20 protein-coding genes, 1 rRNA gene and 1 pseudogene are annotated in these 26,325 nt (G+C 72.1%); 5 read left to right on the forward strand and 17 right to left on the reverse strand.

Annotated elements, in window-relative coordinates; genetic code table 11:
• Nucleotides 1-133 precede the first annotated feature (133 nt).
• The 4 genes from ald to ACIRA5_RS45395 all read right to left on the reverse strand — a co-directional run bounded on the left by ald (nt 134) and on the right by ACIRA5_RS45395 (nt 6,088).
• Nucleotides 134-1,258, reverse strand: a complete 1,125-nt coding sequence (ald, locus tag ACIRA5_RS45380; RefSeq protein WP_352051355.1) for an alanine dehydrogenase — start codon at nt 1,256-1,258, stop codon at nt 134-136.
• 165 nt (nt 1,259-1,423) lie between these two features.
• On the reverse strand, nt 1,424-3,532 hold the full coding sequence (locus tag ACIRA5_RS45385) for a tetratricopeptide repeat protein (protein ID WP_403701994.1): 2,109 nt from the start codon (nt 3,530-3,532) through the stop codon (nt 1,424-1,426).
• 193 nt (nt 3,533-3,725) lie between these two features.
• Nucleotides 3,726-4,352 (reverse strand): NUDIX domain-containing protein, encoded by a 627-nt coding sequence (locus ACIRA5_RS45390; protein ID WP_403701997.1) that lies wholly within the window; start codon nt 4,350-4,352, stop codon nt 3,726-3,728.
• 86 nt (nt 4,353-4,438) lie between these two features.
• Nucleotides 4,439-6,088 (reverse strand): CTP synthase, encoded by a 1,650-nt coding sequence (locus ACIRA5_RS45395; RefSeq protein ID WP_403701999.1) that lies wholly within the window; start codon nt 6,086-6,088, stop codon nt 4,439-4,441.
• Nucleotides 6,089-6,578: 490 nt separating this feature from the next.
• On the opposite strand from ACIRA5_RS45395, the gene ACIRA5_RS45400 reads away from it, so the two are divergent.
• The 3 genes from ACIRA5_RS45400 to ACIRA5_RS45410 all read left to right on the forward strand — a co-directional run bounded on the left by ACIRA5_RS45400 (nt 6,579) and on the right by ACIRA5_RS45410 (nt 11,678).
• Complete coding sequence (locus tag ACIRA5_RS45400) at nt 6,579-8,387, forward strand: glycoside hydrolase family 15 protein (protein WP_403702057.1); 1,809 nt, start codon at nt 6,579-6,581, stop codon at nt 8,385-8,387.
• Nucleotides 8,388-8,630: 243 nt separating this feature from the next.
• A complete protein-coding gene (locus tag ACIRA5_RS45405; RefSeq protein WP_403702002.1) occupies nt 8,631-9,968 on the forward strand; it encodes an FAD-binding protein in 1,338 nt (445 codons plus the stop codon).
• Nucleotides 9,969-10,025: 57 nt separating this feature from the next.
• Nucleotides 10,026-11,678, forward strand: coding sequence for a PucR family transcriptional regulator (locus ACIRA5_RS45410; protein ID WP_403702005.1), 1,653 nt, complete (start codon nt 10,026-10,028; stop codon nt 11,676-11,678).
• A 15-nt stretch (nt 11,679-11,693) separates the two neighbouring features.
• Here the strand turns inward: ACIRA5_RS45410 and ACIRA5_RS45415 are convergent, their stop codons facing one another.
• The 6 genes from ACIRA5_RS45415 to ACIRA5_RS45440 all read right to left on the reverse strand — a co-directional run bounded on the left by ACIRA5_RS45415 (nt 11,694) and on the right by ACIRA5_RS45440 (nt 17,961).
• Nucleotides 11,694-12,830 carry a glycosyltransferase family 4 protein gene (locus tag ACIRA5_RS45415; protein ID WP_403702008.1) on the reverse strand — a complete coding sequence of 379 codons (1,137 nt, stop codon included), beginning with the start codon at nt 12,828-12,830 and terminating at the stop codon, nt 11,694-11,696.
• 283 nt (nt 12,831-13,113) lie between these two features.
• Nucleotides 13,114-13,857 carry a hypothetical protein gene (locus tag ACIRA5_RS45420; protein ID WP_403702010.1) on the reverse strand — a complete coding sequence of 248 codons (744 nt, stop codon included), beginning with the start codon at nt 13,855-13,857 and terminating at the stop codon, nt 13,114-13,116.
• 159 nt (nt 13,858-14,016) lie between these two features.
• Nucleotides 14,017-15,747, reverse strand: coding sequence for a DNA repair protein RecN (gene recN / locus ACIRA5_RS45425; RefSeq protein WP_403702013.1), 1,731 nt, complete (start codon nt 15,745-15,747; stop codon nt 14,017-14,019).
• Between the two features lie 126 nt (nt 15,748-15,873).
• On the reverse strand, nt 15,874-16,779 hold the full coding sequence (locus tag ACIRA5_RS45430; protein WP_352051349.1) for an NAD kinase: 906 nt from the start codon (nt 16,777-16,779) through the stop codon (nt 15,874-15,876).
• Entirely contained in the window at nt 16,776-17,591 is an 816-nt protein-coding gene (locus ACIRA5_RS45435; protein WP_403702016.1) for a TlyA family RNA methyltransferase, read from the reverse strand. The genes ACIRA5_RS45430 and ACIRA5_RS45435 overlap by 4 nt, the downstream gene beginning before the upstream one ends.
• 55 nt (nt 17,592-17,646) lie before the next feature.
• Nucleotides 17,647-17,961 (reverse strand): hypothetical protein, encoded by a 315-nt coding sequence (locus ACIRA5_RS45440; RefSeq protein ID WP_403702019.1) that lies wholly within the window; start codon nt 17,959-17,961, stop codon nt 17,647-17,649.
• A 42-nt stretch (nt 17,962-18,003) separates the two neighbouring features.
• On the opposite strand from ACIRA5_RS45440, the gene ACIRA5_RS45445 reads away from it, so the two are divergent.
• The gene (locus ACIRA5_RS45445; RefSeq protein WP_352051346.1) at nt 18,004-18,351 is read left to right on the forward strand and encodes an SCP2 sterol-binding domain-containing protein; all 348 of its coding nucleotides are present in this window, start codon (nt 18,004-18,006) and stop codon (nt 18,349-18,351) included.
• Here ACIRA5_RS45445 and ACIRA5_RS45450 read toward each other — a convergent pair.
• The 4 genes from ACIRA5_RS45450 to ACIRA5_RS45465 form a co-directional block, all read right to left on the reverse strand.
• Nucleotides 18,335-19,288: an ABC transporter ATP-binding protein gene (locus tag ACIRA5_RS45450; RefSeq protein WP_403702022.1), complete on the reverse strand. Its 954-nt coding sequence runs from the start codon at nt 19,286-19,288 to the stop codon at nt 18,335-18,337. The two genes, ACIRA5_RS45445 and ACIRA5_RS45450, sit on opposite strands and share 17 nt — an antisense overlap.
• Nucleotides 19,285-20,328: a FecCD family ABC transporter permease gene (locus ACIRA5_RS45455; RefSeq protein WP_403702025.1), complete on the reverse strand. Its 1,044-nt coding sequence runs from the start codon at nt 20,326-20,328 to the stop codon at nt 19,285-19,287. Before ACIRA5_RS45455 ends, ACIRA5_RS45450 begins: the two co-directional genes overlap by 4 nt.
• The gene (locus ACIRA5_RS45460; protein WP_403702028.1) at nt 20,325-21,368 is read right to left on the reverse strand and encodes a FecCD family ABC transporter permease; all 1,044 of its coding nucleotides are present in this window, start codon (nt 21,366-21,368) and stop codon (nt 20,325-20,327) included. The genes ACIRA5_RS45455 and ACIRA5_RS45460 overlap by 4 nt, the downstream gene beginning before the upstream one ends.
• Before the next feature lie 78 nt (nt 21,369-21,446).
• Nucleotides 21,447-22,475 carry an HAD hydrolase-like protein gene (locus tag ACIRA5_RS45465; RefSeq protein ID WP_403702031.1) on the reverse strand — a complete coding sequence of 343 codons (1,029 nt, stop codon included), beginning with the start codon at nt 22,473-22,475 and terminating at the stop codon, nt 21,447-21,449.
• A gap of 72 nt (nt 22,476-22,547) precedes the next feature.
• Between ACIRA5_RS45465 and ACIRA5_RS45470 the strand changes: the two genes are divergently transcribed.
• A complete protein-coding gene (locus ACIRA5_RS45470; protein ID WP_403702034.1) occupies nt 22,548-23,840 on the forward strand; it encodes a DUF1015 domain-containing protein in 1,293 nt (430 codons plus the stop codon).
• 106 nt (nt 23,841-23,946) lie between these two features.
• Here the strand turns inward: ACIRA5_RS45470 and ACIRA5_RS45475 are convergent, their stop codons facing one another.
• The 3 genes and pseudogenes from ACIRA5_RS45475 to rrf form a co-directional block, all read right to left on the reverse strand.
• Nucleotides 23,947-24,780: a tetratricopeptide repeat protein gene (locus ACIRA5_RS45475; RefSeq protein ID WP_403702060.1), complete on the reverse strand. Its 834-nt coding sequence runs from the start codon at nt 24,778-24,780 to the stop codon at nt 23,947-23,949.
• A gap of 147 nt (nt 24,781-24,927) precedes the next feature.
• Nucleotides 24,928-26,085 (reverse strand): annotated as a pseudogene (locus ACIRA5_RS45480) (hypothetical protein); the annotation flags it as partial.
• A 145-nt stretch (nt 26,086-26,230) separates the two neighbouring features.
• Nucleotides 26,231-26,325: ribosomal RNA gene (gene rrf, locus ACIRA5_RS45485) — 5S ribosomal RNA — on the reverse strand; the annotation flags it as partial.

Genomic DNA, 26,325 nt, shown 5'->3' on the forward strand with positions numbered 1-26,325 from the left:
CCCGACACACACCCGGCCGGACCTCGCTGGGCAAGGTCCGGCCGGGTGCGGGGCGTTGACGACCTGTGTTGACGTATCGCCTTTTGCTGATTGATGGGTCAGCCGGCCACTCGTCCGGTCACCCTTCGGTGTCTCAGCCGAGCAGGGACTCCAGCTCGAGGTGCTCCAGGCCGTGCGCCTCCGCGACCTCCCGGTACACGACCTTGCCGTCGTGCGTGTTGAGGCCCTTGGCCAGCGCGGGGTCGCGGCGCAGCGCCTCGGCCCAGCCGCGGTTGGCCAGTTCCACGATGTACGGCAGCGTGGCGTTGGTCAGCGCGTACGTGGAGGTGTTGGGCACGGCGCCGGGCATGTTGGCGACGCAGTAGAAGACCGAGTTGTGGACCGGGAAGGTCGGCTCGGCGTGCGTGGTCGGGCGGGAGTCCTCGAAGCAGCCGCCCTGGTCGATCGCGATGTCGACAAGAACACTTCCCGCCTTCATCCGGGAGACCAGCTCGTTGGTGACGAGCTTCGGGGCCTTGGCGCCGGGGATGAGGACCGCACCGATGACGAGGTCGGCCTCGAGGCAGGCCTTCTCGAGCTCGAAGGCGTTGGAGACGACGGTCTGGATCTTCGTGCCGAAGATCTTGTCCGCCTCCTTGAGCTTGTTGATGTCACGGTCGAGCAGGGTCACCTGGAAGCCCATGCCGATGGCGATCTGCGCGGCGTTCCAGCCGGAGACGCCGCCGCCGATGACGACCGCCTTGGCGGGCAGCACACCGGGGACACCGCCGGGCAGCACACCGCGGCCACCGTTGGCGGCCATCAGGTGGTAGGCGCCGACCTGGGGGGCGAGGCGGCCCGCGACCTCGGACATCGGGGCGAGCAGCGGCAGCGCGCGGCTCGGCAGCTCGACCGTCTCGTACGCGATCGCCGTGGTGCCGGACTCCAGGAGCGCGTCGGTGCACTCCTTGGACGCGGCCAGGTGCAGGTAGGTGAAGAGGGTCTGGTCCTTGCGGAGGCGGTGGTACTCCTCCGCGATGGGCTCCTTGACCTTCAGCAGCAGGTCGGCGGCGGCCCAGACCTCGTCGGCGGTCTCCAGGATCTGCGCACCGGCGGAAACGTACTCGTCGTCCGTGATCGAGGAGCCGACACCGGCGTTCCGCTCGACGACGACCTGGTGGCCGTTGCGCACCAGCTCATGCACACCGGCGGGGGTGATGGCCACCCGGAACTCGTTGTTCTTGACCTCGCGGGGGATGCCGACCTTCACGTCGATCACGGTCCTTGACTCAGAGGGTTCTGGGGCTATGCACGGCCGGGGCGATGCAAGCCAGGGCAATGCATGTCATACCCGGATGCACGGGGGCGCATCGGGAGACACCACGGAAGAACGCGGCGGAGCCAGTCTAATGAAGGGGTTCTCTCTGTCTAGCCTTTCAATGCATCAATCTTCGACGGATGTACTACGGATTTCGCAGGCGTTAGCGTCTTGTTCCGTGCCTTCTGTGCCGTCTGGGTCTTCCATGGCCGTCGCGCTCTCCGGGAGCTCATCACCCAGCATGCGCTCGGCCGCCTTGCGGTGCAGTCGCGCCGCGGCGGGGTCGCCGAGCCGGTCCAGGGTGTCGGCCAGCCGGAGCTGCAGCGCGGCCTGCAGCCGGTGGTCCTCGGCGCGGCGCGCCCACTCGACCGCCTCGTGGCAGGTGCGCAGCGACTCCTCGGGCCGTCCGGCGTACTCCTGGACGCGCGCCAGCTCGCTCAACGCCCGTGCCTGAGCGGGCACATCGCCGTTCCTGCGGTGTCCGGTGACGGCGGCGCGCCAGTTGCGCAGCGCCTCGCCGTAGCGGCCCGCGTAGGTGTGCGCGGTGGCGATACGGCCGTACAGCCGGGCGGCGTCCACCCGCTCGTCCCGCGCCAGGCGCTGGGCGAGCGCCCTGCCGTACCAGTCGGCGGCCCGGTCGTGGTCCCCGAGCTCCTGGTGGGCGCCGCCTACGGATTCCATCGCGCGGCCGGTCGCATACGGGTCGTTCGCCTCGCGTCCGGCGTCCAGGGCGGCCCGGTAGCGGGTCAGGGCGTCGGCCGTACGGCCGGTCTGCGCGTCCAGGTCGGCGAGGTTCAGCAGGGCCGCGGCCTGCTCGCGGGGCAGGCCCCGGCGCTCGGCGACGTCGAGGACGAGGCGGTGGATGCCGTACAGCTCGGGCGCCGCGGCCCGGGTGCCGAAGTGGGCGACCATCGCCCGCACCAGCGCGGCCATCAGCCGCCTGGCCAGGGTGTCCAGCTCCCCGTCCGCGACCGCGAGCCGGGCCGCGGCCAGCAGCGCGGGCTGGCGGACGCGCAGCCAGTCCTCGGCCGCCCTGGGGGTCGGGAAGCGCAGTTCGCGGGGCAGCGCGGCGAGCTTCTCGCGGGCGGGCGCGTTGTCGGTCTCGGTGATGGCGCGGCAGGACACCAGCAGCCGTACGGTCCGCTCCAGCATCCGGGCGCGGGCCAGCTGCAGTTCGGCCGGGCGGTCCTGGCTCTCGGCGAGGGAGCGCAGCAGCGGCAGCAGGCAGCCGGGCACCTCGTACTGCGGCAGCCGCGACTCGACGGGCCGTACGAGGCCGAAGCCGACGAAGTCGTCCAGCGCGGCCCGCGCGGTGTCCACCGAGCAGCCGGCCAGCGCGGACGCGGTGTGCGGGTCGATGAGGCCGGCCGGGGCGAGCGAGAGCAGACGCAGTATCCGCGCGGCGGTGGCGGACAGCGCGGTGTAGACGAGGTGGAAGACCCGGCCGAGCGGGGTGCTCTCGTCGCCCTCGGTGCGCAGTTGCTTGGCGAGGTCGGCGACGGCCGAGGTGGGGCGGGCGGCGAGCCAGCCGCCCGCGAGGCGCAGGGCGGCGGGCTGACCGGCGCACTCCTCGACCAGTCCCTCGGCCGCGAGCGGGTCGACGGTGATGCGCACCGAGCCGGTGAAGCGGTCGAGCAGTCCGAGCGCGGACTTGGTGTCCAGGCCGCCCAGGGTGCAGGGGCGGACGTCCGCGATGCCGGTCAGCGGCCCGCCGGAGACCGCGACGACCAGGCACTCGGGGGTGTCCGGGAGCAGCGCGTCGACCTGCTCGGCGTCGGCCGCGTCGTCGAGCAGCAGCAGGACGCGGCGGGTAGCGAGGGCCTCGCGCACCGCCTCGCTCAGGTCGTCGGCGGCTGCCCCCGCCGGCGCGGGCAGCTCCAGGGTCCTCAGCAGTTCCCGCGCGGTGCGCTCGGTGGGCACGGGGGTGCCGTCGGGTTCGGTGAGCCGGGCGCGCAGCACCCCGTCCGGGTAACTCCCCGCAACCTGCCGTACGAGCTCCTCGGCGAGCGCGGTGCGGCCCGATCCGGGCTTGCCGGCGATGAGCAGCACGCGCGCTCGGGGTGCCTTGCGGCCCGCGAGAGTGTCCAGGCCCGCGCGCTCGATGTCGACCCTGAGTTCCTTCAACTCTCGTGTGCGGCCGAGGAACTGACCCTCCGTAGGAGCGGACCCGGCAGCCGGGCGCCGCCCCTCCGACGACACTTTCGTGCCGTCTGTGTCCACCGCCTGATCCGCCACGGGCCACGCTCCCGTCCCACTGCGCGCGCAAGCCCGCCGGGACTCCGGTTCGGGCGTTTCCAGAGCCTAGTTCACGCTCTGCGACGATCCGGGCGGAGCACGGCGGGGACGTCCCCCGATCGGATCAGCCGATCGTAGGACTGATGCTGTCCGGTCGGGGATCCGGTCGTGGGAGAGGAGCGTCCGCGGTGCGTCAGGACTCGAACGGGCGGGCCGGCCAGGGCGCCTCGGCCGGGCGCAGCGCGTCGAGTCCGTCGCCGCCGCGGGCGGCGACCAGGGAGAGGACGCCCACGACGAGACAGTTGTTGTGCAGTTCGCCGGCGAGCACCCCGCGCACGAGGTCGCCGACGGGGACCCGGGCCAGCTCCATGTCGGCCTCTTCGTCCTCGACCTCGAAGCGCTCCCCCTCGGCCTCGGAGAGATCGCGGGCGAGGAAGATCCGCACGGCCTCGGAGCAGCCGCCCGGGGTGGTGTAGACGTCGGTCAGCACCCGCCAGTCCTCGGCCTTGACGTGCGCCTCCTCGTACAGCTCGCGCTGCGCGGCGTGCAGCGGGTTCTCACCGGGCACGTCGAGGAGTCCGGCCGGGATCTCCCACAGCTTGTGGCGCACGGGGTGCCGGTACTGGTGCAGCACCACCGCGCGGTCCTGGTGGTCGAGGGCGAGGACGGCCACGGAGCCGGGGTGGACCTGGTAGTCACGGCGGGCGACCGATCCGTCCGGCATGACCACGTCGTCGGTGCGGACGGACGTCTTGTTGCCGACGAAGGGAGTCGCGGTGGCCCTGACTTCCCACTCCTCGGGGGAGTCCTTGATCGTCATGTCGCCCTGTTCCTCCTACGCACCGAACGAAAACCGGGGCACGTGTCCCAAAAGACGCGTACCCCGGCCACCGTACAGCCCTTGTGTTACTTGCCCGTCTTGCGCGCGACGGCGGCCTTGACCAGACCCGCGAAGAGCGGGTGCGGGCGGGTCGGGCGGGAGCGCAGCTCGGGGTGCGCCTGGGTCGCGACCAGGTAGGGGTGCACCTCGCGCGGGTACTCGACGTACTCCACGAGCTTGCCGTCCGGGGAGGTGCCGGAGAACTGCAGACCGGCCTTCTTCTCCAGCTCGCCGCGGTAGGCGTTGTTCACCTCGTAGCGGTGGCGGTGACGCTCCTCGACGTACTCCTTGCCGTCGTACACCTCGCGCGCGATGGAGCCCTCGGCGAGCTTGGCCGGATACATGCCCAGGCGCATCGTTCCGCCCATGTCGCCCTCGCCCGCCACGATGTCGAGCTGCTCGGCCATCGTGGAGATGACCGGGTGGGCGGTGGCGGAGTCGAACTCGGTGGAGTTGGCGTCCGGGATGCCGGCCAGGTTGCGCGCGGCCTCGATCACGATGCACTGCAGGCCGAGACAGAGGCCGAGCAGCGGGATCTTGTTCTCGCGGGCGTATTGGATCGCGCCGACCTTGCCCGACACGCCACGGTCGCCGAAGCCGCCGGGGATGCAGATCGCGTCGACGTCGCCGAGCTGCTTCGCGGCGCCCGCCGGGGTCTTGCAGTCGTCCGAGGTGACCCACTTGATCTTCACGCGGGCCTTGTTGGCGAAGCCGCCGGCGCGCAGCGCCTCGGTGACCGAGAGGTAGGCGTCGGGCAGGTCGATGTACTTGCCGACGAGCGCGAGGTTGATCTCGTGGAGCGGGTTGTGGACGCGGTCGAGCAGGTCGTCCCAGGTCGTCCAGTCCACGTCGCGGAAGGGCAGGTCCAGCTTGCGCACGACGTAGGCGTCCAGGCCCTCGGTGTGCAGCACCTTCGGGATGTCGTAGATCGACTTGGCGTCGATGGCCGCGACCACGGCTGCCTCGTCGACGTCGCACATCAGCGAGATCTTGCGCTTGATGGCGGTGGGCACCTCACGGTCGGCGCGCAGCACGATCGCGTCCGGCTGGATACCGATGTTCCTGAGGGCCGCGACCGAGTGCTGGGTCGGCTTGGTCTTCAGCTCGCCGGAGGGGCCGATGTACGGCAGCAGCGAGATGTGGACCACGAACACGTTGTCCCGGCCGACCTCGTGCCGGACCTGGCGGACGGTCTCCAGGAAGGGCAGCGACTCGATGTCACCGACCGTGCCGCCGACCTCGGTGATGACGACGTCGACGTCGTCGGTCGCCATCCGCCGGATGCGGTGCTTGATCTCGTTGGTGATGTGCGGGATGACCTGCACGGTGTCGCCCAGGTACTCGCCGCGCCGCTCCTTGGCGATGACCGTCGAGTACACCTGCCCTGTAGTGACATTGGCGGAGCCGTCCAAGTCAACGTCGAGGAAGCGCTCGTAGTGTCCGATGTCCAGGTCGGTCTCGGCGCCGTCGTTGGTGACGAACACCTCGCCGTGCTGGAACGGGTTCATGGTGCCCGGGTCGACGTTCAGGTAGGGGTCGAGCTTCTGCATGGTGACCCGCAGGCCCCGCGCCTTGAGCAGCGCACCCAGGCTGGAGGCGGTCAGGCCCTTACCGAGGGAGGAGGCGACACCCCCGGTGACGAAGATGTGCTTGGTCGTCGTGGATTTGGGCGGCATGGCCAAGAGGGGGCTCCCGTGGTCGCGGTCTGGGGTGCGTACCGGCGTGGTGTCCGAAGATTTCCGGAGGTGCCGTCGCTGCGGTTCGGGGGTTTCTTGCCCACCGGTCCACGGGCTACCAGGGTATCAGCGACCCGAGGAGGCTGCTTCCGGCCACGCTGCGCACACACATCGGCACAGACCACACACAGCACTCACTCGATCGGACCAGTCGGGTTGCCGGGAGCGGCACGCGGACCACCCACGTGCGTCGTATCCTGCTCGGACACTCGCTGCCGAGTCCGGCCGGCACACGGCACCATCCCCGCCCGTATCCCGGAACCACGAGAGCTCGTCAGTTCGTTTCGCAACGACAATCGCACCGATAATTGACGTTCCGCAGCGACGCTTTACCAACGTTCTAACGTTCATTCTTCTAACGTTTTAACGTTCCTGTTCCCTGACCGCAGAGCGACCGCCCCTCGGGGGCGACGTGGCCGTTCGACTGGAGATGCACGTGGCCGGGCGCATCGAGGACTACGCACTCATCGGAGACATGCAGACCGCAGCACTGGTCTGCCGGGACGGCACAGTGGACTGGCTGTGCCTGCCCCGCTTCGACTCTCATGCCATCTTCGCGGGACTGCTCGGCACGGAGGAACACGGATTCTGGCGGCTCGGGCCCGCCCACGCGGCCGACGCCGAACCGCCGACGGCGGCGCGCCGCTCGTACCGCGGCGACTCGCTGATCCTCGAATCCGAGTGGGACACCCCACGCGGCACGGTCCGAGTGACCGATTTCATGCCGCCGCGTGACGGCGCGCCCCAACTGATCCGGATCGTGGAAGGCGTCACGGGCCGGGTCCCGATGCGCTCCGCGCTGCGGATGCGTTTCTCGTACGGCCGTGTCGTGCCCTGGGTGCACAAGCACGAGGGACGCACGGTCGCCGTTGCCGGACCCGACTCGGTGTGGTTCGACACCGTCTGCGAGACCTACGGCAAGGCGCTGACCACGTACGCGGACTTCACCGTGGCACCCGGTGACCGGATCGCGTTCACCATCTCGTGGGAACCCTCGCACAAGAAGCCCCCCGCGCTGCCCGAGCCGGAGCAGGCCCTGGAGGCCACCGAGGACTTCTGGCGCGACTGGGTCGACCAGTGCACGTACCACGGCCCCTACCGCGAGGCCGTCGTCCGCTCCCTGATCACCCTCAAGGCCCTGACGTACGCCCCCACGGGCGGCATCGTCGCCGCGCCCACCACCTCCCTCCCGGAGGAGATCGGCGGCGTACGCAACTGGGACTACCGCTACACCTGGCTGCGCGACGCGGCGATCACCCTCTCCTCCCTCCTGCGCACCGGCTACCGCGAGGAGGCCCGCGCCTGGCGCGAATGGCTGCTGCGCGCCGTGGCCGGCGACCCGGAGAACCTGCAGATCATGTACGGCATCGCGGGCGAGCGGGAGCTGGGCGAGGCGGAGCTCGACTGGCTGCCCGGATACGAGAACTCGGGCCCCGTGCGGGTGGGCAACGGCGCCGCGCACCAGCTCCAGCTGGACGTCTACGGCGAGGTCACCGAGGCCCTGCACCTGGCCCACATGACGGGCCTGTCCCGCAACGACTACGCCTCGCTCCTCCAGCTGAAACTGATCCGCTACCTGGAGGACCACTGGGACCAGCCGGACGAGGGCATCTGGGAGGTCCGCGGCCCGCGCCGCCACTTCGTGCACTCCAAGGTGATGGCCTGGGTCGCCGTCGACCGCACGATCAAGCTCATCGAGTCCGGTGACGCGGACGGCCCGCTGGAGAAGTGGCGCGAACTGCGCGACGACATCCACCGGGACGTGTGCGAGAAGGGCTACGACAAGGAGCGCAACACCTTCACGCAGTCGTACGGCTCCAAGGAGCTGGACGCCTCGCTGCTCCTCATCCCGCAGATGGGCTTCCTCCCCCCGGACGACAAGCGCGTGATCGGCACCATCGAGGCGATCCAGCGCGAGCTGTCCACCCCGGACGGCTTCATCCTGCGCTACCCGACCACCGGCGAGGACGCGGGCGTGGACGGCCTCGAGGGCGACGAGGGGGCCTTCCTCGCCTGCTCCTTCTGGATGGCGGACGACCTGGCGATGATCGGCCGCGTCGACGAGGCCCGCAAGCTCTTCGAAAGGCTCCTGGCCCTCCGCAACGACCTGGGCCTCCTGGCCGAGGAATGGGACCCCCGCCTCCAGCGCCAGGTGGGCAACTTCCCCCAGGCCTTCAGCCACGTGCCCCTGATCGACACGGCTCTCAGGCTGACGGCAAGCGGGGCATACGGCGGCTGACAACGACCGCGACAGCGGCCCGCGCTCCCCTTTCGGGGGGAGTGGCGGGCCACTGCCTTTCTACAGCGACACGGGCCGCTGCCTCGCTCAGGGACACGGGCCGCTGCCTTCTTCAGGGGGCGCCGACAACCGCCCTCAAGGGGCGCGGGGACCTGCGCGACCGGTCCCCACCGGCCCGCAGCCTCACACAAGCCCCTAGGCTGAAAGCAGTCCCGTCCCCTCCTGAAAAAGGGGGCACCTGCGATGTCCCCCTTCTCGAAAGCCCACACCCGCCTCGCCGCCCTGCGCGCAGCCCTGACCGGCGACGCCTTCAGGCCGGAAGACCCCGGCTACGACAACGCCCGCAAGGTCTTCAACGCCCGCATCGACCGCCACCCCGCAGTGATCGCCCAGTGCGCGACCACGGCGGACGTGGTCCAGTGCGTCCGCTTCGCGCGGGACCTGGACCTCCACATCGCGATCCGGGCCGGCGGCCACAGCCCGGCCGGGATGTCGCTCAACGACAACGGCCTGGTCATCGACCTGCGCCGGATGCACGCGGTGACCGTAGACCCCGGCTCCCGGACGGTACGGGTCGAGGGCGGCGCCCTCATGAGCCACCTCGACCAGGCCACCCGGCCCCACGGCCTGGCCACCACCGGCGCCCGGAACTCGACCACGGGCGTCGCCGGCTTCGCCCTCGGCGGCGGCACCGGCTGGCTCGACCGCGCCTTCGGCCTCGCCGTCGACAACCTGCTCGGCGTCGAACTGGTCACGTGCGACGGCTCGCAGATCCAGGCCACCGATCACGAGAACCCGGAACTCTTCTGGGCCCTGCACGGCGGTGGCGGCAACTTCGGCGTCGCCACCGCACTGACCCTCAGACCGCACCCGCTGCCGGATTTCTCGATCGCCCTGCTGACATACCGCCCGCAGTCCTGTCCGGACGTGGTCCGCATCTACCGCGAGATCATCGAGGCCGCCCCACCGGAGACCGGCGGCGGCATCATCCGCACCCAGCTGGTGGACGCACTCCTGACGTACCCGGGCCCCGAACAGGACCTCCGCAAGCTCGCCCGGCCGCTGCTGGCGCTGCCGCACGAGGCCGTGATCCTCACGCCCCTCCCCTACGCCGCCTTCCAGCGCATCCTGGACAGCCCGCCCGGCCTGAGGAACCACTGTTCCGCGGAGTCCCTGACCGGTCTGCCCGACGAGGCCGTGGACGTCTTCTGCGAGCTGGGGAACGCCATGCCCGTGCCCACGGACACCCGGTACTCGCTGTTCCCGCAGGGCGGCGCGATCGCCTCAGGCCCGGACCGCTTCCCGGTGCCGTTCCGGGACGCCCGGTGGACCGTGCACCCCTTCGGGATGTGGGAGGGCCCCGCAGACGACAGGCGCTGCGTCCAGTGGGTCGAGGACGTGCGTGCCGCCTTCCGGCCGTGGAGCACCGGCGCGGTCTGCCTCAACCTCGTCGGCGACGAGGGAGCCGACCGCGTGGTGGCCGGCCTCGGCGCCGGGAACATCCGCCGGCTGGCCGCGGTGAAAGCCGCGTACGACCCGGACAACGTCTTCCGCTTCAACCACAACATCCCGCCCCGGTAGTGAGCGGCCCGGCCTCGGACATGCCTCCGGGAGGCCTCCCCGGGTACCGTCCGCTGCATGGACAGCCGTTTGGACAGCCACTTGGACAGTCGATACGACACCCAGGGCGCCGGAATCACCGTGCAGCGGGCGCTGGAGCTGCCCGGGCTGCGCAGCGGGCTGCCGGAGATCCTCGCGGGCGCCGACCGGCTGGGCCGCACCGTGCGCTGGGTGCACGCCGGCGAGGTCCCGAACATCGCCTCGCTCCTCAAGGGCGGCGAACTGCTCCTGACCACGGGCTACGGCCTCGGCACCCGCCCCGCCGACCAGCGCGCGTTCGTCCGCACGCTCGCGGAGCGCGGTATCGCGGCGCTCGTCGTGGAGCTCGGCCCGCGCTTCACCCGGCTGCCCTCGGCCCTCGTGGAGACGGCCCGCTCCGCCGGTCTCCCGCTGGTCCAGCTGCACCGCGAGGTGCCCTTCGTGGCGGTCACGGAGGAGATCCACACCGAGATCGTCAACGGCCACTACGCGCTGCTGCAGCGGGCCGAGGAAGTGCACCGGCGCTGTACCGAGGCCCTGCTCGGCGGCGGGGGCATACCTCAGGTCCTCGGCATCCTCGCGGACTTCAGCGGCAACCCCGTCTTCCTCGAGACCCCGGACGGACAGCTCCTGTACGCCGCGGGGGCCGGCTCCGCCGGCGCCGATCCGCTCCAGGTGTGGGAGGGGCTGCGCGGCCAGCACAAGGAGGAGCCGCCCGCCGGGACGACCCTCGTGGACGTGCCGGGCGGCGGCCCCGGCACCGGCTCGGTACGCGCCCGGCTGGTCCTCCTGCCCGTCAGCGCCCCGGTCGCCCCCGTGCACCGGATCGCGGCGGAGCGGGCCGCGGGCATCCTGGCCGTCGTCCTCATGCAGGCCCGCCAGGAGGAGGAGCTCGCGGCACGCGGACGCGGCGACTTCCTCACCGACCTCGCGGAGGGCCGTATCGCCGCCGAGGACGCCCCCGCACAGGCCCGCGTGCTCGGCTTCAAGCCCGGCAACAGCCCGCTCCTGCCGGTCGTGATGCGGCTCGCCGACGGCCCCTCCCCCGGCGGCGGCTGGGCCGTCCTGGCGCGCGCGGTCGCGGAGGAGCTGGCCTCGGTGGGCGTGCCGGTCCTTTTGGGCGTACGCCCGGTGGAGGGCCGCGTCCCCCTGCTGCTGGGCCTGCGTTCGGAGTCCGAGCGGGCGGCGGTCGCGGACCGGGTCGCGGCGGCCCTCAGGGCGGGCGTGGAGCGCGCGGGCATGCAGCGGCCGGGCGCGCAGCCGCCCGTGGTGGTGGTCGGGGTCGCGGGCGGCTGGGCGGCGGCCTCGGCGGGCCTGCGGCACGCGGCGGAGACGGCGACGGCCGCGCAGGGCCTGACGGACCGCCCCTGGTACGACGCCCGCCGCCTCGACACCGACCTGCTCCTGTGGCGGCTGCGCGACCATCCGGACCTGGCGGCCTTCGTGGACCGCGCCATCGGCCCCCTCCGCGACCACGACCTCCGCTCCAAGCCGCCGCTGCTGCCCACCCTGGAGACGTACCTGGCGCACGCGGGCCGCAAGGCGGAGACAGCCCGCGAGCTGCACCTGAACCGGCAGACCCTCTACAACCGCCTCGCCCGGATCGGGGAGTTGCTGGGCACGGACCTGGACGACCCGCAGACGGTACTGGCGTTGAGCCTGGCACTGCGAGCGCGACGGCACGTGCCCTGAGCCACCGGACGGCTCCTAGGCAAGAGGCCTGGTCTGGGTCAACTCGTCGTAGACGCTGAGCACTTGGGCGACGGTCTCGTCCTCGGTCGGCCAGGTCGTGGCCTGCCGCACCCCCCGCTCCTTGAGCAACTCCCGGCGATCGTCGTCCCCGAGCAGTCGTACGACGGCCGCGGCGAGCGCGTCGGCGTCCGCGCACGGGACGAGTTCGGCCGCGTCGCCGACCAGTTCGGGGATGCCTCCGACGGCCGTCGCGACGAGCGGCACACGCGCGTGCAAGGCCTCCTGGGCGAGCACGGAACGGGACTCCCGACCGCTCGGCAGCACCGCGAGATCGGAGGCCAGAAGCAGCTCGGAGACGTCGTCGCGCCGCCCGACGAGCCGCACCGGCAGCTCCTCGTCCTCGATCCGCCGCTGGAGGGCCGCCCGCAGCGGCCCCTCCCCGGCGATCACCAGGAGCGGCACGGGGTCAAGCGAGCGCCACGCGCGCGAGGCGTCCAGCAGCGTGTCGTATCCGCGGTGCCGGTCGAGGGAACCGACGGCCATGAGCAACGGGCGGTCGATGGCGCCGAGTTCGGCCCGCGCCTTGTGGCGGAGCCGGTCGGGGTCCCCGTACTCGACGGCCTTGCGCGGCGTCGGGAACGCGACGGCCGCGAGCCGGGCGTCCCGCGCCCCGCGCCTGCGGGCGCGGTCCACGAGGTCGGACGAGGAACCCAGCACCACCGCCGCGGCTCTGGCGACCCGCCGCTCCAGCAGCCGCAGCAGATGCGCCCGCGCGCCCTCCGCGTGCGAACGGGTGTGCCAGGTGACGACGAGCGGGATGCGCCGCCCGCTGAGCGCGAGCGCGGCCCGCAGCGCGGCGTGCAGCCCGTGCGCGTGCACGAGATCGGCGTCCGCGCAGGCCACCCGCAGCGCGGCCACGGCGGCCGGATCGCTGCTGCGCGGCACGGGAACGTGCTGGGCGCCGACGCCACTGAACCCGTACGCGAGGTCGGCCTCGGCGGGTGCGCACACGGTGACCCGCACCCCCCGGGCGACGAGCCCCGAGGCCAGCGACCGCACATGCACGCTGCTGCCCGCGCTTGCGCCGCCGAGCACCTGCACGGTGCGCAGCGGCGACTGACCGTGCGGTGAGTGGCTGCTCACGTGGCTCACGTGGCCGGGGCTCCTGGTTCGGCGTCGGACGGGCACGGAGAACGTACAGAGGGAAAGGCAGAGGGGGGTGTACCGCACGTCGTGCTCCGCGTACTACGCCAAGGATGCCAGGCCGTACGGGTGTTCCGGGACCGCCATCGGAGCAAGCCTTGCGGCGCAGCGCCCAACTCGACGACAGCTGTCACCCACAAGAGTGACAAGTCGCGTGTCTTCGCGACGGGTTGTCCTGCGCGTCGGATGGTCCTTCGCGTCGGATTGTCCTGCGCGACGAGTGGTCCGCCCCTCACCCCAGCGGTCGCGCGACCGCCTCGCTGACCTTGTCCCCGTACACGGTCGCGGCCACCAGCGCCGCGGCGTGGACGAGGAGCCCGGCCCGCCCGGTGCCCGCGACGATCGCGCTGCCCAGCGCGGCGCCGAGCGCGTGGGCCCCGGTGTCGCCGATCATCGCGCGCTCGCCGAGGTCGTCGGGGAACACGGCCGCCGCCGCACCCATCGCCGCGGCCGACAGGCGCCCGGCGGGCCCGCCCCGCAGCAGCCCCGGGGCCCCCAGCGCGAGCACCGCACCGGCGGCCCGCCCCGGCCGGACGTCCACGAGGTTGACGAAGTGCGCGCTCCCGGCGATCACGACCCCCGCGAGCAGCTTGTCCACCGGCCGCTCCTTGAGCAGCGCCCCCGCCACCAGCCCCGCGGCCGAGATCCCGAACAGCTTGACCGCCCCGCTGGTCACCTCCCCGTCCTTCAGCGCCCCCAGATGCGCCCGGAACCCCCGGCGGGGGTCCCCCGCCCCGGCCACGTCGTCGTACGCGCCGCACACCCCGGCGGCCAGGACCGCGGCCCCGGCGCCCCGGTGGACGCGCGCGGCCGCGAGCGCCGCTCCGAGGGCGGTGGCGGGGCCGGCGTACACCTCGACGGTGCGCCCGGCGTAGTTCGTGCGCTGCCAGCGCTCCGGGCCGCCCGGGGTCTTGGTGCGCAGGCCTGCGATGGTGGCTCGGGTGACGGCGACGGCGGTACCGAAGCTGGTGATCACGCGACAACTCCAGGGGCCCGCGGAGCGGGCTGGTTCGGGGCCGCGGAGCGGCCGAAGGGGCGGGAAAGCTGCCGCGGAGCGGCGAGGGGAAGACCGCGGAGCGGTCAGGGCGCCCGTCGCGGAGCGACGCAAAAAGCCGGCCCCCGCGCGCAGAGGGAACTATCCGTCGCCCCGAGCCGTGGCCAACAACTCCTCCGCATGCGCCCGGGCCGTCTCCGAGTCCTCCTGCCCCGCCAGCATCCGGGACAGCTCCCGAATCCGCTCCTCCCCCTCGAGCACCTTCACCCCGGAGCGCGTCACCGACCCGTCGTTGGTCTTCTCGACCAGCAGCTGCCGGTCGGCGAACGCGGCGACCTGCGGCAGATGAGTCACCACGACGACCTGCGCGCTCTTGGCGAGCTTGGCCAGCCGCCGCCCGATCTCGACCGCGGCCTTGCCACCCACACCGGCGTCGACCTCGTCGAAGAGATACGTCGGCACCGGGTCGGTCCCCGCGAAGACGACCTCCACCGCGAGCATCACGCGTGAGAGCTCACCACCGGAGGCCCCCTTGGCGATGGGCCGCGGCGGCGCCCCGGGATGCGGGGCGAGCAGCAGCTCGACCTCGTCCACGCCCGCGGGCCCGTACGCGACGGTGCGCCCGCCGAGCTCCACGCCCTCGGGGTCGTCGGTCTGCCGGATCTCGAACGACACGCGCGCGTGCGGCATGGCGAGCGAGGCCAGCTCGGCGGTCACGGCGGCGGCGAACCGTTCGGCGGCCTCGGTGCGGGCGTCCGTCAGCGCCTGGGCAAGCCCGCCCAGTTCGGCCCGCAGCGCGTCCCGCTCGCCGGTCAGCTCGTCGATCCGCTCGTCGTCGCCGTCGAGTTCGAGGAGCCGCGCGGCGCCCTGCTCGGCCCACGCGAGTACGGCGTCGATGTCCTCGCCGTACTTCCGGGTCAGCTGGGTGAGCGCGGCGCGGCGCTCCTCCACGGCCGCGAGCCGCAAGGGATCGGCGTCAAGGTCGTCGGCGTACCCGGCCAGCTCCCCCGCCACGTCACGCAGCAGGATGTTGATCTCGCCGATCCGCCCGGACAGCCCGGCGAGCGCGGCGTCGTGCGACCGTACGGCCTCCAGGGCCCGGTGCGCGCCCGCGACGAGCGTCGCCGCGTCGATGCCCTCGGGGTCCTCGGGATTGCCCGCGAGAGCGGCGTGGGCGGCCGTGGCGGCCGACGCGAGCGCCTCCGCGTGCCCGAGCCGCTCCGCCTCCGCCGACAGTTCCGCGTCCTCGCCCGCGCGCGGCTCGACCGCCGCGATCTCCTCGAGTCCGAAGCGCAGCAGGTCGGCTTCCTGGGCCCGCTCACGCGCGCGTGTGGTGATCTCGTCCAGTTCGGCGGAGATGGCCCGCAGTCGCCGGTAGGCCCCCGTGTACTTGGCGAGCGGCACGGCGACCGCGTCCCCGGCGTACCGGTCGAGCGCCTGCCGCTGCCGGGACAGTTTGAGCAGCCCCTGCTGGTCGGTCTGCCCGTGCACGGCCACCAGCTCGTCGGCCAGCTCGGCGAGCACACCCACCGGGACGGAACGGCCGCCCAGGTGCGCCCGTGAGCGCCCCTCGGCCGAAACAGTACGGCTGATCAGCAGCGCGCCGTCGTCGAGCTCGGCGCCCGCCTCCTCGGCCCGTACGATCGCCGTACCGCCCGTGGGTACGGTGATCCGCCCCTCCACGACGGCGTTCTTGGCGCCGATCCGTACGAGGGCGGGGTCCGCGCGCCCGCCGAGCAGCAGCCCGAGGCTGGTGACCACCATCGTCTTGCCCGCACCGGTCTCACCGGTCACGGCGGTGAAGCCTGGCGACAGCTCGACGACCGCGTCGTCGATGACTCCGAGCGACCGTATCCGCATCTCCTCCAACACGGACACGACCTTACGAGGTCCAGCCGCGGATGTGCGACGGCCCCCGCCCCGCAGCCGCGAACCCGCAGGTGACAAGCACCTACAAACGATGCCTTGTCACCCACGGGAGTGGACCGGACGGGAGCGTCAGTGCGGCGCCCCGCGCCAGCCGGAGACCGGCAACGCGAACTTGGCCACCAGCCGGTCGGTGAACGAGGCGTGGTGCAGTCGAGCCAGCCGCACCGGCACGGCCCCCCGCCGTACCTCCACCCGCGCCCCCGGCGGCAGCTCCACCGTCCGCCGCCCGTCGCACCACAGCACTCCGGGCGGAATGTGCGGCAGCACCTCCACCGCGAGCACCGAGTTCGGCGAGGTCACCATCGGCTTGGCGAACAGCGCGTGCGCGCTGATCGGCACCATGAGCAGCGCCTCGACCTCGGGCCAGACGACCGGCCCGCCGGCGGAGAAGGCGTACGCCGTGGACCCGGTCGGGGTCGCGCAGACGATGCCGTCGCAGCCGAAGCCGGTGACCGGCCGCCCGTCGATCTCCAGGATGACCTCGAGGAGCTTCTCGGCGGAGACCTTCTGCACGGCGGCCTCGTTGAGCGCCCAGTCGGTGTGCACGATGTCGCCGTTCTGGTGGACGACGACGTCGACGGTCATGCGCTCCTCGACCTCGTACGCCTTGGTCACCACCCGGTCGACGACCTTGTCGAGGTCGTCACGCTCGGCCTCCGCCAGGAAGCCGACGCTGCCGAGGTTGACGCCGAGCATCGGCACGCCGGAGGCGCGGGCGAACTCGGCGCCGCGCAGCAGTGTGCCGTCACCGCCGAGCACGATCAGCAGTTCGCATCCGTCGAGGCACTGCGGAGTGGCTTCCTTCACCAGCTCCACCTCGGGCGGCAGCGGCAGATCGGCCGCCTCCGCCGCCAGCACGCGCACCCCGATCCCGGAGCGCAGCAACCCCTGCACCACGAGTTCGGCGCTGCGGATCGCGGCCGGCCGCCCGGTGTGGGCGAGCAGGAAAACAGTACGAGCTCGGGTCTGTGTCAACGCGGCCCCTCCGCCACTGCACGGTCAACGTCGGCCGGGTCGAGTTCGGGTGCCCCGTCACGCAGCCACAGAAAGTACTCGACATTGCCCGAGGGTCCGGGCAGCGGACTCGCGGTCACGCCCTTCACCCCGAGCCCCAGCTCCGCGGCCCGCCGGGCCACTCCGCGCACCGCCTCGGCGCGCAGTTCAGGACTGCGTACGACTCCACCACTCCCCAGCCGTTCCTTCCCCACCTCGAACTGCGGCTTGACCATCATCACCAGATCGGCGTCGGGCGCCGCGCACCGCACGAGGGCGGGCAGCACCAGGCCGAGCGGGATGAAGGACAGATCCCCGACTACAAGATCCACGGGTTCCCCATCGATCGCCTCCAACGTCAACTCGCGTACGTTCGTACGGTCCTTGACGGTGACGCGTTCATCGCTCTGCAGAGACCAGGCGAGTTGACCGTAGCCGACGTCGACGGCGACGACATGGGAGACGCCCGCGCGCAGCAGTACGTCGGTGAAGCCTCCGGTGGACGCTCCGGCGTCCAGCGCCCGCCGCCCCTCGACCTTCAGTCCCTGGGGTACGAAGGCCGCCAGGGCGCCCGCGAGCTTGTGGCCGCCGCGCGAGACGTAGTCGGGGTCGCTGTCGTCCTGGGTGACCACGATCGCGGCCGCGGTCTCCACCTGGGTGGCGGATTTGGTCGCGAGGGTCTTGCCGACGCTCACCCGGCCGGCGGCGATCAGCTGGCCGGCGTGCTCGCGTGAGCGGGCGAGCTTCCGGCGGACCAGCTCGGCGTCGAGGCGGCGGCGTGCCACTCCTGCCACGTTGGGTTCAGCTCCTGCGGTCGTACGGCCATGGATAGGGGTGACCCGAAGGGTCTCATTGGGGGGCGGTGGTCGGGTGACGGGTGGGAGCCGAAGGTCCCGGGCGGGTGTCGAGCGCGGTCAGCGCGTCGCGCAGCCCCCGGTGTACATCCTCGTACACCTCGACATGTCCGTCCGTGGCGAGGTGGTCGGCGTCGCCCAGCCGGTCGAGCTGGGCGTCGACCTCGGCGTTCCCGGTGAGGGTGCGGTCCACGTCCAGCGGGGCCGGGGCGGCGGGGTCGTACTCGAGTTCGGGTTCGACCTCGACCGGAACCTCCGGCTCCGGCATCGGGCCCTGCGGAGTCCCGACCTCCGGCACTGACTCGTTCATGCCCCGACGCTACCCCGAAGCCCTGCGGTACCGTCGACCGCGATGGCCACGATTGAGGAGTGCCGCAGCGCACTCGACAAGCTCTCGGACAACATGGCGGGCGCGGACGGGAACGTACGCGAGGCGGCGGCCCTGGACCGCTCGCTCAGCTGCCGTATCACCGACCTCGACATCACCTTCGTCGGTCGCCTCAAGGACGGCCGGATCGAGGTGCTCGACACCCTCCAGGGCCCACCCGTCGAGAAGGCCCAGATCAGACTCGCCATGTCAGGCGACGATCTGGTCGCCATGGTCGGCGGGCAGCTGAACTTCGCGAAGGCCTGGGGCTCGGGCCGGGTGCGGCTGGAGGCGGCCCTGCTCGACCTGTTCCGCCTCAGGAAGCTTCTGTAGCGGCTCCGGCGGCCGCCTTCACGCGGGCCTTGCGTGCCGCGGGCACCACCAGCGGCGTCCCGGTCTCCGGGTCGTCGATGACCTGGCAGCGCAGCCCGAAGACCTCCTCGACCAGGTCGGCCGTGACGATTTCGTTCGGCGCGCCCTCGGCGATGACCCGGCCCTCGCGCAGGGCGATGAGGTGGGTGGCGTACCGGGCCGCGTGATTGAGGTCGTGCAGGACGGCGACCAGGGTGCGCCCCTGCTCCTCGTGGAGTTCGGCGCACAGATCGAGCACGTCGATCTGGTGCTGGATGTCGAGGTAGGTCGTCGGCTCGTCGAGCAGCAGCAGCGGGGTCTGCTGGGCGAGGGCCATCGCGATCCACACGCGCTGGCGCTGGCCGCCGGACAGTTCGTCGACATAGCGATCGGCCAGTTCGGCGACGCCGGTCGAGGCCATCGACTCCTGTACGACCCGCTCGTCCTCCGTCGACCACTGGCGCAGCAGGCCCTGGTGCGGATAGCGGCCCCGGCCGACCAGGTCACCGACCGTGATCCCGTCCGGCGCGATCGACGACTGCGGCAGCAGCCCGAGCGTCCTGGCCACCTTCTTCGCGGGCATCGACTGGATGACCTGCCCGTCGAGCAGCACCCGTCCTTCGGAGGGCCTGAGCATCCGCGACAGGGCGCGCAGCAGCGTGGACTTGCCGCAGGCGTTCGGGCCGACGATCACGGTGAAGGAGTGGTCGGGGATCTCCACCGACAGCTTCTCCGCGATGACGCGCTGGTCGTAGCCGAGGGTGACGTTGTCGGCGGACAGGCGGTTCACAGTGCTCCTTCGAGTGTTCTTTTTCGCCTGGGTGTTCTTGTACGCCTGGGTGGCCTGGGTGTTCTCATGCGCCTGGGTGGCCTGGGTGTTCTGATGCGCCTGGGTGTTCCTGTTCGCCGCGGCGCTCATATCCGGCCCGCCTTGCGCTCGGTGACCAGCAGCCACAGCAGATAGATCCCGCCCAGGACCCCCGTCACGACGCCGACGGGCAGCTGATCGGCGCCGAAGGCCCGCTGCGAGGCCCAGTCCGCGACGATCAGCAGGGTCGCGCCCATGCACATCGACGGCACCAGGTTCGGCCCGGGCGAGCGGGTCAGCCGACGGGCGAGCTGCGGCGCGGTGAGCGCCACGAAGCCGACCGGGCCCGCGGCGGCGGTGGCACCGGCGGTGAGCAGCACGGCGGCCAGCATCAGCAGCAGTCGTACGCGCTCGACGCGCACTCCGAGGGCGTACGACACGTCGTCGCCCATCTCCATCATGCGCAGCCCGCGCGCGTTGCCGAGGACGAGCGGGACGAGGACGGCGCACAGGACGAGCAGCGGCCAGACCTGGGCCCAGTCACGGCCGTTGAGGGAGCCGGTCATCCAGACGACCGCACGGGCCGCGTCGACGATGTCCGCCTTGGTCAGCAGATAGCCGTTGACCGCCGTGACGATCGCGGAGACTCCGATACCGACCAGGACCAGCCGGTATCCGTGCATGCCCCGTTTCCAGGCGAGCAGATAGATGGCGAGCCCGGTCACCAGGCCGCCGACGAGCGCTCCCAGCGCGACCTGGTTCGCGCTGCCCGAGAACAGTACGATCATGATGAGCGCCCCGGCCGTCGATCCCTGGCCGAGACCGAGGACGTCCGGGCTGCCCAGCGGATTGCGGGAGATGGACTGGAACAGCGCCCCGCCGAGCCCGAGCGAGGCCCCGACCAGCAGGCCGACGAGCACCCGCGGCAGCCGCAGGTCGTTGACGATGAACTCCTGGCCCGCGTTCCCGTTGCCGACGAGCGTCTTGAGGACGTCGACGGCCGGGATCGGGAAGTCGCCGGTGCCGATCAGCACCACGCTCGCGGCGAGCGCGGCCACCACCAGCAGTACGACGACGGTGAACGCCCGGACGTCGAGCCGGACGGAGAGGCCGCCGCGCGTCCGCACGGCTCGGGTACGTGTGGTCGTCACAGCTGGGCCGTCCTCCGCCGTCGTACGAGATAGATGAAGACCGGCCCGCCGAGGACCGCGGTGACGATGCCGACCTGCAGCTCCGCGGGCCGCGCGACCATCCGCCCCACGACGTCGGCGCCGAGCAGCAGCACGGGCGACAGCACGGTCGCGTACGGCAGGATCCAGCGCAGGTCGGGCCCGGTGAAGGAGCGGACCACGTGCGGGACCATCAGCCCGACGAAGACGATCGGCCCGCAGGCGGCGGTCGCGGCGCCGCACAGCACGGTGGCGGCGGCCATGGACAGCGCCCGGGTGCGGTTCAGGTTGGCACCGAGGGCGCGGGCGGTGTCGTCGCCCATGGCCATGGCGTTCAGGGGCCGGGCGAGCGCCAGCGCGACGACCGTGCCGACCACCAGGAAGGGCAGCACCTGCCTGATCGTCGAGTCGGTGGCCGAGGCCAGCGAACCCACCGTCCAGAAGCGCATCTTGCCGAGCGCCGCGTCGTCCGTGATCATCACGGCCTGCAGATAGCCGTAGAGCGCGGCGCTGATCGCCGTGCCGGCGAGCGCGAGCCGCACCGGGGTGGCGCCGCGGCTGCCGCCCAGGAACCAGACCAGCGCCCCGACCGCGGCCGCGCCGAAGAAGGCGAACCACACATAGCCGCTCAGGCTCGTGACACCGAAGTAGGTGATGGCGGTGACGACCGCCGCGGACGCGCCCGCGTTGATGCCGAGCAGTCCGGGGTCGGCCAGTGGATTGCGGGTGAGCGCCTGCAGGACGGCACCCGACAGTCCGAGCGCCGCGCCGACGAGCAGCCCGAGGACGGTACGCGAGATCCGGTCGTCCACCACGACGTCGGAGTACGTCCCCGTGCCGTGGAACAGGCCGTGCCAGACCTGGTCCAGCGGCAGCGCTTTCGCACCGATCGCGATACTCGCCAACGCGACGAGCACTAGGAGGGCCAGGGACGCGAGGAGCCCAACGGCGCGTATCGCCTGACGGCTTGGGGGCGCGGAGGCGGTCTCCGCGCGCTGTTCGAGGGGACTGTCGACCAACACGCAGTTAGGTTAGCCTACCCTCGCTCACGCTTCGATCCCGGGTGACTACGCCCCACCACCGACGAGCCCCCGGGGCCTTCAGAGCCCCAGCCGCGCCAGCGCCTTGCCCCCGTCCAGCTCGCACGTCCCCTCGCCCGCGGCCGTCCACGCCGCCGCGCACAGCGCCCGCAGCCCGTCGAGCGCCTCGCCGTCGCCGACGAGTTCCAGACGCTCGTTCCCGGCCTGCGCCGTCCAGCCGCCGCAGCGGAACCCGTCGCCGTCCGCCACGACCTCCGGCTGCCCGGTGAGCAGCCCGCGCAGATCCGCGTCCACATACGTCGGCCGGTACTGCGGCGGGGCTGCGAGGAGCTGCGCGCCGTCCGTCACCCCGGTGAGCACGAGCAGCGAGTCCACCTCGCCGTTGAACGCGCCCTCGATGTCCGTGTCCAGCCGGTCGCCGACCACCAGCGGCCGCTTGGCCCCGGTCCGCAGGATCGTCTCGCGGTGCATCGGCGGCAACGGCTTGCCCGCCACCTGCGGCTCGGCGCCCGTGGCGATGCGTACGACCTCCACCGCGGCCCCGTTCCCCGGCGCGATCCCCCGTGCGCTCGGGATCGTCAGGTCGGTGTTGGACGCGAACCACGGCACCCCGCGCGCGACGGCGTAGGACGCCTCCGCGAAGCGCCCCCAGGCCAGGTCGGGACCGCCGAACCCCTGGACGACCGCCGCCGGGTCGTCGTCCGCCGACTCGACCGGCTCCAGCCCGCGCTCGCGCAGCGCGACCCGCAGTCCCTCGCCGCCGATCACCAGCACGCGCGCACCGGCGGGCACCTGCTCGCTGATCAGCCGCGCCACGGCCTGCGCCGAGGTGATGACGTCATCGGCGTCCGTCGGTATGCCGAGCTCACTCAGATGCTCCGCCACCGCATCGGGCGTACGCAGCGCGTTGTTCGTGACATATGCGAGGTGCATCCCTCCAGAACGGGCCGTGCCCAGTGACGCCACGGCGTACGCGATCGCGTTGCCTCCCGCGTACACCACGCCGTCGAGGTCGAGCAGAGCCGTGTCGTAGGCGTCACTCAGGGCCTGTTCACTGGCCTCCGGCCGGGTCCTGGCGGTCTGGCTCATTACGCATCGCTCCTCGTTCGATCTCTTTCCCCCGATCATCCCGCACAGCGTCTGCACACTTACGATGCCTCAATGAACTATGCAGGTCCCGCGGAGGAAACCCCGGCGCGCAGCGGCCTCGAACTGACCCCGTTCCGGGGCCTGCGCTACGACCCCGACCGGGTCGGCAGCCTCGCCGCCGTGACATCTCCGCCGTACGACGTCATCGTCCGGCCGGACGGTCTGCTCCACCTCGAGTCCGCCGACCCGCACAACATCGTCAGGCTGATCCTCCCCCAGGACACGACCCCGACGGCCCGCAACCGCCAGGCGGCGGACACCCTGCACGACTGGGTGTCCGAAGGCGTCCTGACCGCCGACCCCGAGCCGGGCCTCTACGTCTACGAGCAGCACGACGACGGCATGCTGCAACGCGGCATCATCGGCGCCCTGCGCCTGTCGGAGCCGTCCGCCGGCGTCGTCCTCCCGCACGAGGACGTCATGCCGCACATCATCGCGGACCGCGCGGCCCTGATGCGTGCCACCTCGGCCAACCTCGAACCGCTGCTGCTGACCTACCGCGGCAACGGCTCCCGGGTGGGCACGGCCGCCGTCATCGAGCGCGCCGCGGAGGGCGACCCGCTGCTCTCGACAACCACGGAAGACGGCTTCAGCCACCGTCTGTGGGCGATCACCGACCCGGCCGACCTGGCCGAGATCCAGACGGATCTCGGCCGGCACCAGGCTCTCATCGCGGACGGCCACCACCGCTGGGCGACGTACCTGCGGCTACGCGCCGAGCATCCCTCACCGAGCCCCTGGGACTACGGCCTCGTGCTCCTGGTGGACACCGCGCGCTACCCGCTCCGGGTCCGCGCGATCCACCGCCTGCTGCACAATCTGCCGGTCGCGGAGGCGCTGACCGCCCTCACGGACTCGTTCCGCGTACGTCACCTCGACGTTGCACTCCCCGAGGCCCTGGAGGCCCTCGCCGCGGCGGCCACCGAGGGCAACGCCTTCCTCCTCGCGGGCGACGGCTCGTTCCACCTGGTCGACCGCCCCTCCCCGGACCTCCTCGCCCGTACGGTCCCGCCGGACCGCCCCGAAGCCTGGCGCACCCTGGACGCGACCGTCCTGCACGCCACACTCCTGGCCCACGTCTGGGGCATCCCCGAGGACTCGCCCGCCCACATCGCGTACATCCACGACACGGCCGCCACGGTGGACAAGGCGGAGCGCGACGGCGGCACGGCCGTCCTGATGCACCCGGTCCGCGAGGAGGTCGTACGCGACCTCGCCCGCCAGGGCGTCACGATGCCCCGCAAGTCGACGTCGTTCGGCCCCAAGCCGGCGTCGGGGCTGGTACTGCGGGCGCTGCCCCTCTGAGGCACCCAGGCGAGGCACCCCAGGCGAAACCAGGGGCTGAAACGCGACGGGCGGCGGGATCCCTTCCGGAATCCCGCCGCCCGTGTCCTACGACAACCGCTGTACGTCAGCCCCGCGGAGCATCGTCATCGTCGTCGGCCTCGACGATGTCGTCCTCATCGTCGTCCTCATCGTCGTCCTCATCGTCCTCGGACTCGACCTCGGTGTCGGCGGCCGCGTCCGTCGCGGTCTCGGCCTCGTCCTCATCCTCGTCCTCGTCCTCGACGAGCGCGTCGACGAACTCGACACCATCCAGCTCGGCGAGCCGGTCGGAGGCGTCCGTGCTGCCGTCCTTGTCGGACTCGACGGCCTTCGCGAACCACTCGCGCGCCTCGTCCTCACGGCCGGCGGCCAGCAGCGCGTCGGCGTAGGCGTAACGCAGCCGGGCCGTCCAGGGCTGTACGGAGTTCGAGGCGAGCTCCGGGCTCTGGAGCGTCACGATGGCGGCGTCGAGCTGCCCCATGTCGCGCCGGGCGCCGGCCGCCACGAGCCGCATCTCGACCTGACCGGCCTTGTCCAGCTTGTGCACCTCGGGCGCACCCGCCATGTCCAGCGCCTTCTCGGGCCGGCTCAGACCGCGCTCGCAGTCCGCCATGACGGGCCACAGGTCCACGTTCCCGGTCATACGGCGTGCCGCCCTGAACTCCGCGAGCGCCTCGCTGTACTTCTGGTTGGCGTACGCGGCGAACCCGGCCGCCTCGCGTACGGCGGCCACACGCGACGCCAGCCGCAGGGCGATCCTCGAGTACGCGTACGCGCCCTCGGGGTCCTCGTCGATGAGGCGGGCGACCATCACCAGGTTCCTGGAGACGTCCTCCGCAAGCCCCTTCGGCAGGCTCTGGAGCTCCTGCCGTACGTCCGCGTCGATCTCCTCGCCCGTGACGTCATCGGGGATCGGCAGCCGCTTGATCGGCTCGCGGTCCCGGTCGCGCTCGTCGCGGCCACGGAAGCCGCCACCGCGCCGGTCGTCGCCCCGACGGTCGTCACGGCCCCGGAAGCCACCGGTGCCACCGGGGCGGCCACCCCGGTCGTCACGACGGGGGCCACCACGCCCGCGGTCGTCGCGACCCCGGTCGTCGCGGGCGCGGAAACCGCCGCCGCCACGGCTGTCGTCACGACGGTCATCGCGCCGGTCGTCACGCCTGTCGTCGCGACGGAAGGCCGGACGGTCGCCCTCACGCCGGTCGTCACGGCGGTCGTCACGGCGGAAGTCACTGCGGTCGTCGCGCCGGAAGCCGCCGCCACCGCCCCCGCGGTTGTCGTCCCGACTGAACCCGCCGCGGTCACCGCTGTCACGACGGTCGTCACGACGGTCGTCACGACGGAAGTCACCACGGTCATCACGGCGGAAGCCACCGCGATCGCCGCTGTCACGACGGTCATCGCGACGGAAGCCACCGCGGTCGTCGTCACGACGGGGAGCGCTGCTGGGGCGGTCGTCGCGGCGCGGGCCACTGCTGGGACGGTCGTCACGGCGGAACGCCGGACGGTCCCCTTCGCGACGGAACCCGCCACGGTCGTCGCCCCGCCGGTCGTCACGGCGGAAGTCACCACGGTCGTCACGGCGGAAGCCACCGCGATCGCCGCTGTCACGACGGTCATCACGGCGATCGTCGCGACGGAACCCACCGCGGTCGTCGCCCCGGCGATCGTCACGCCTGTCGTCCCGACGGTCATCACGGCGGAAGTCACTGCGGTCGTCGCGCCGGAAGCCGCCGCCACCGCCGCCGCGGTTGTCGTCCCGACGGAAGCCACCGCGGTCGTCGTCACGACGGGGAGCGCTGCTGGGGCGGTCGTCGCGGCGCGGGCCACTGCTGGGACGGTCGTCACGGCGGAACGCCGGACGGTCCCCGTCCCTACGGACCCCACGGTCACGGTCGTCGCGACGCGGACCGCTGGTGGGTCGATCGTCACGGCGGAACGGCGGGCGACCGCCCCGGTCGCCCTCACGCCGGTCGTCACGGCCACGGAAGCCGCCACCGCCACGGTTGTCATCACGACGGCTGTCGTCCCGACGGTTGTCATCGCGACGGAAGCCGCCGCGGTCACCGCGGTTGTCGTCCCGACGGAACCCACCGCGGTCGTCGTCGCGGCGCGGGCCACTGCTGGGACGGTCGTCACGCCGGTCGTTGTCGCGGCGCGGACCTCCGCGGTAACCGCCGCGGTCACCACTGTCCCGGCGGCGCTGATCGCGCTCCGGTCGCTCGTCGGGAGAGTTGGTGGACATGGTGACTCCTGTCATCGGTACCGCAAGTCATTCTCGCGCAGCCGGGTACCCGGCGCGCTTCGGAAAAACAAAAAAGGACCTCTGGTCCCAGCGAGTCGCTGGGACCAGAGGTCCTCCAAAGATTGTTCGGCGGCGTCCTACTCTCCCACAGGGTCCCCCCTGCAGTACCATCGGCGCTGTGAGGCTTAGCTTCCGGGTTCGGAATGTAACCGGGCGTTT

This window comes from Streptomyces sp. NPDC096311 (genome assembly GCF_044763085.1).
Classification (GTDB): Bacteria; Actinomycetota; Actinomycetes; order Streptomycetales; family Streptomycetaceae; genus Streptomyces.

Coding starts and splice junctions, on each gene's coding strand:
- ACIRA5_RS45390 (WP_403701997.1), bottom strand. CDS start 4,352: ATGACGATCAAGGACTCCCCCGAGGAGTGGGAAGTCAGGGCCACCGCG.
- ACIRA5_RS45395 (WP_403701999.1), bottom strand. CDS start 6,088: ATGCCGCCCAAATCCACGACGACCAAGCACATCTTCGTCACCGGGGGT.
- ACIRA5_RS45400 (WP_403702057.1), top strand. CDS start 6,579: ATGCACGTGGCCGGGCGCATCGAGGACTACGCACTCATCGGAGACATG.
- ACIRA5_RS45405 (WP_403702002.1), top strand. CDS start 8,631: ATGTCCCCCTTCTCGAAAGCCCACACCCGCCTCGCCGCCCTGCGCGCA.
- ACIRA5_RS45410 (WP_403702005.1), top strand. CDS start 10,026: ATGGACAGCCGTTTGGACAGCCACTTGGACAGTCGATACGACACCCAG.
- ACIRA5_RS45440 (WP_403702019.1), bottom strand. CDS start 17,961: ATGAACGAGTCAGTGCCGGAGGTCGGGACTCCGCAGGGCCCGATGCCG.
- ACIRA5_RS45445 (WP_352051346.1), top strand. CDS start 18,004: ATGGCCACGATTGAGGAGTGCCGCAGCGCACTCGACAAGCTCTCGGAC.
- ACIRA5_RS45450 (WP_403702022.1), bottom strand. CDS start 19,288: ATGAGCGCCGCGGCGAACAGGAACACCCAGGCGCATCAGAACACCCAG.
- ACIRA5_RS45465 (WP_403702031.1), bottom strand. CDS start 22,475: ATGAGCCAGACCGCCAGGACCCGGCCGGAGGCCAGTGAACAGGCCCTG.
- ACIRA5_RS45470 (WP_403702034.1), top strand. CDS start 22,548: ATGAACTATGCAGGTCCCGCGGAGGAAACCCCGGCGCGCAGCGGCCTC.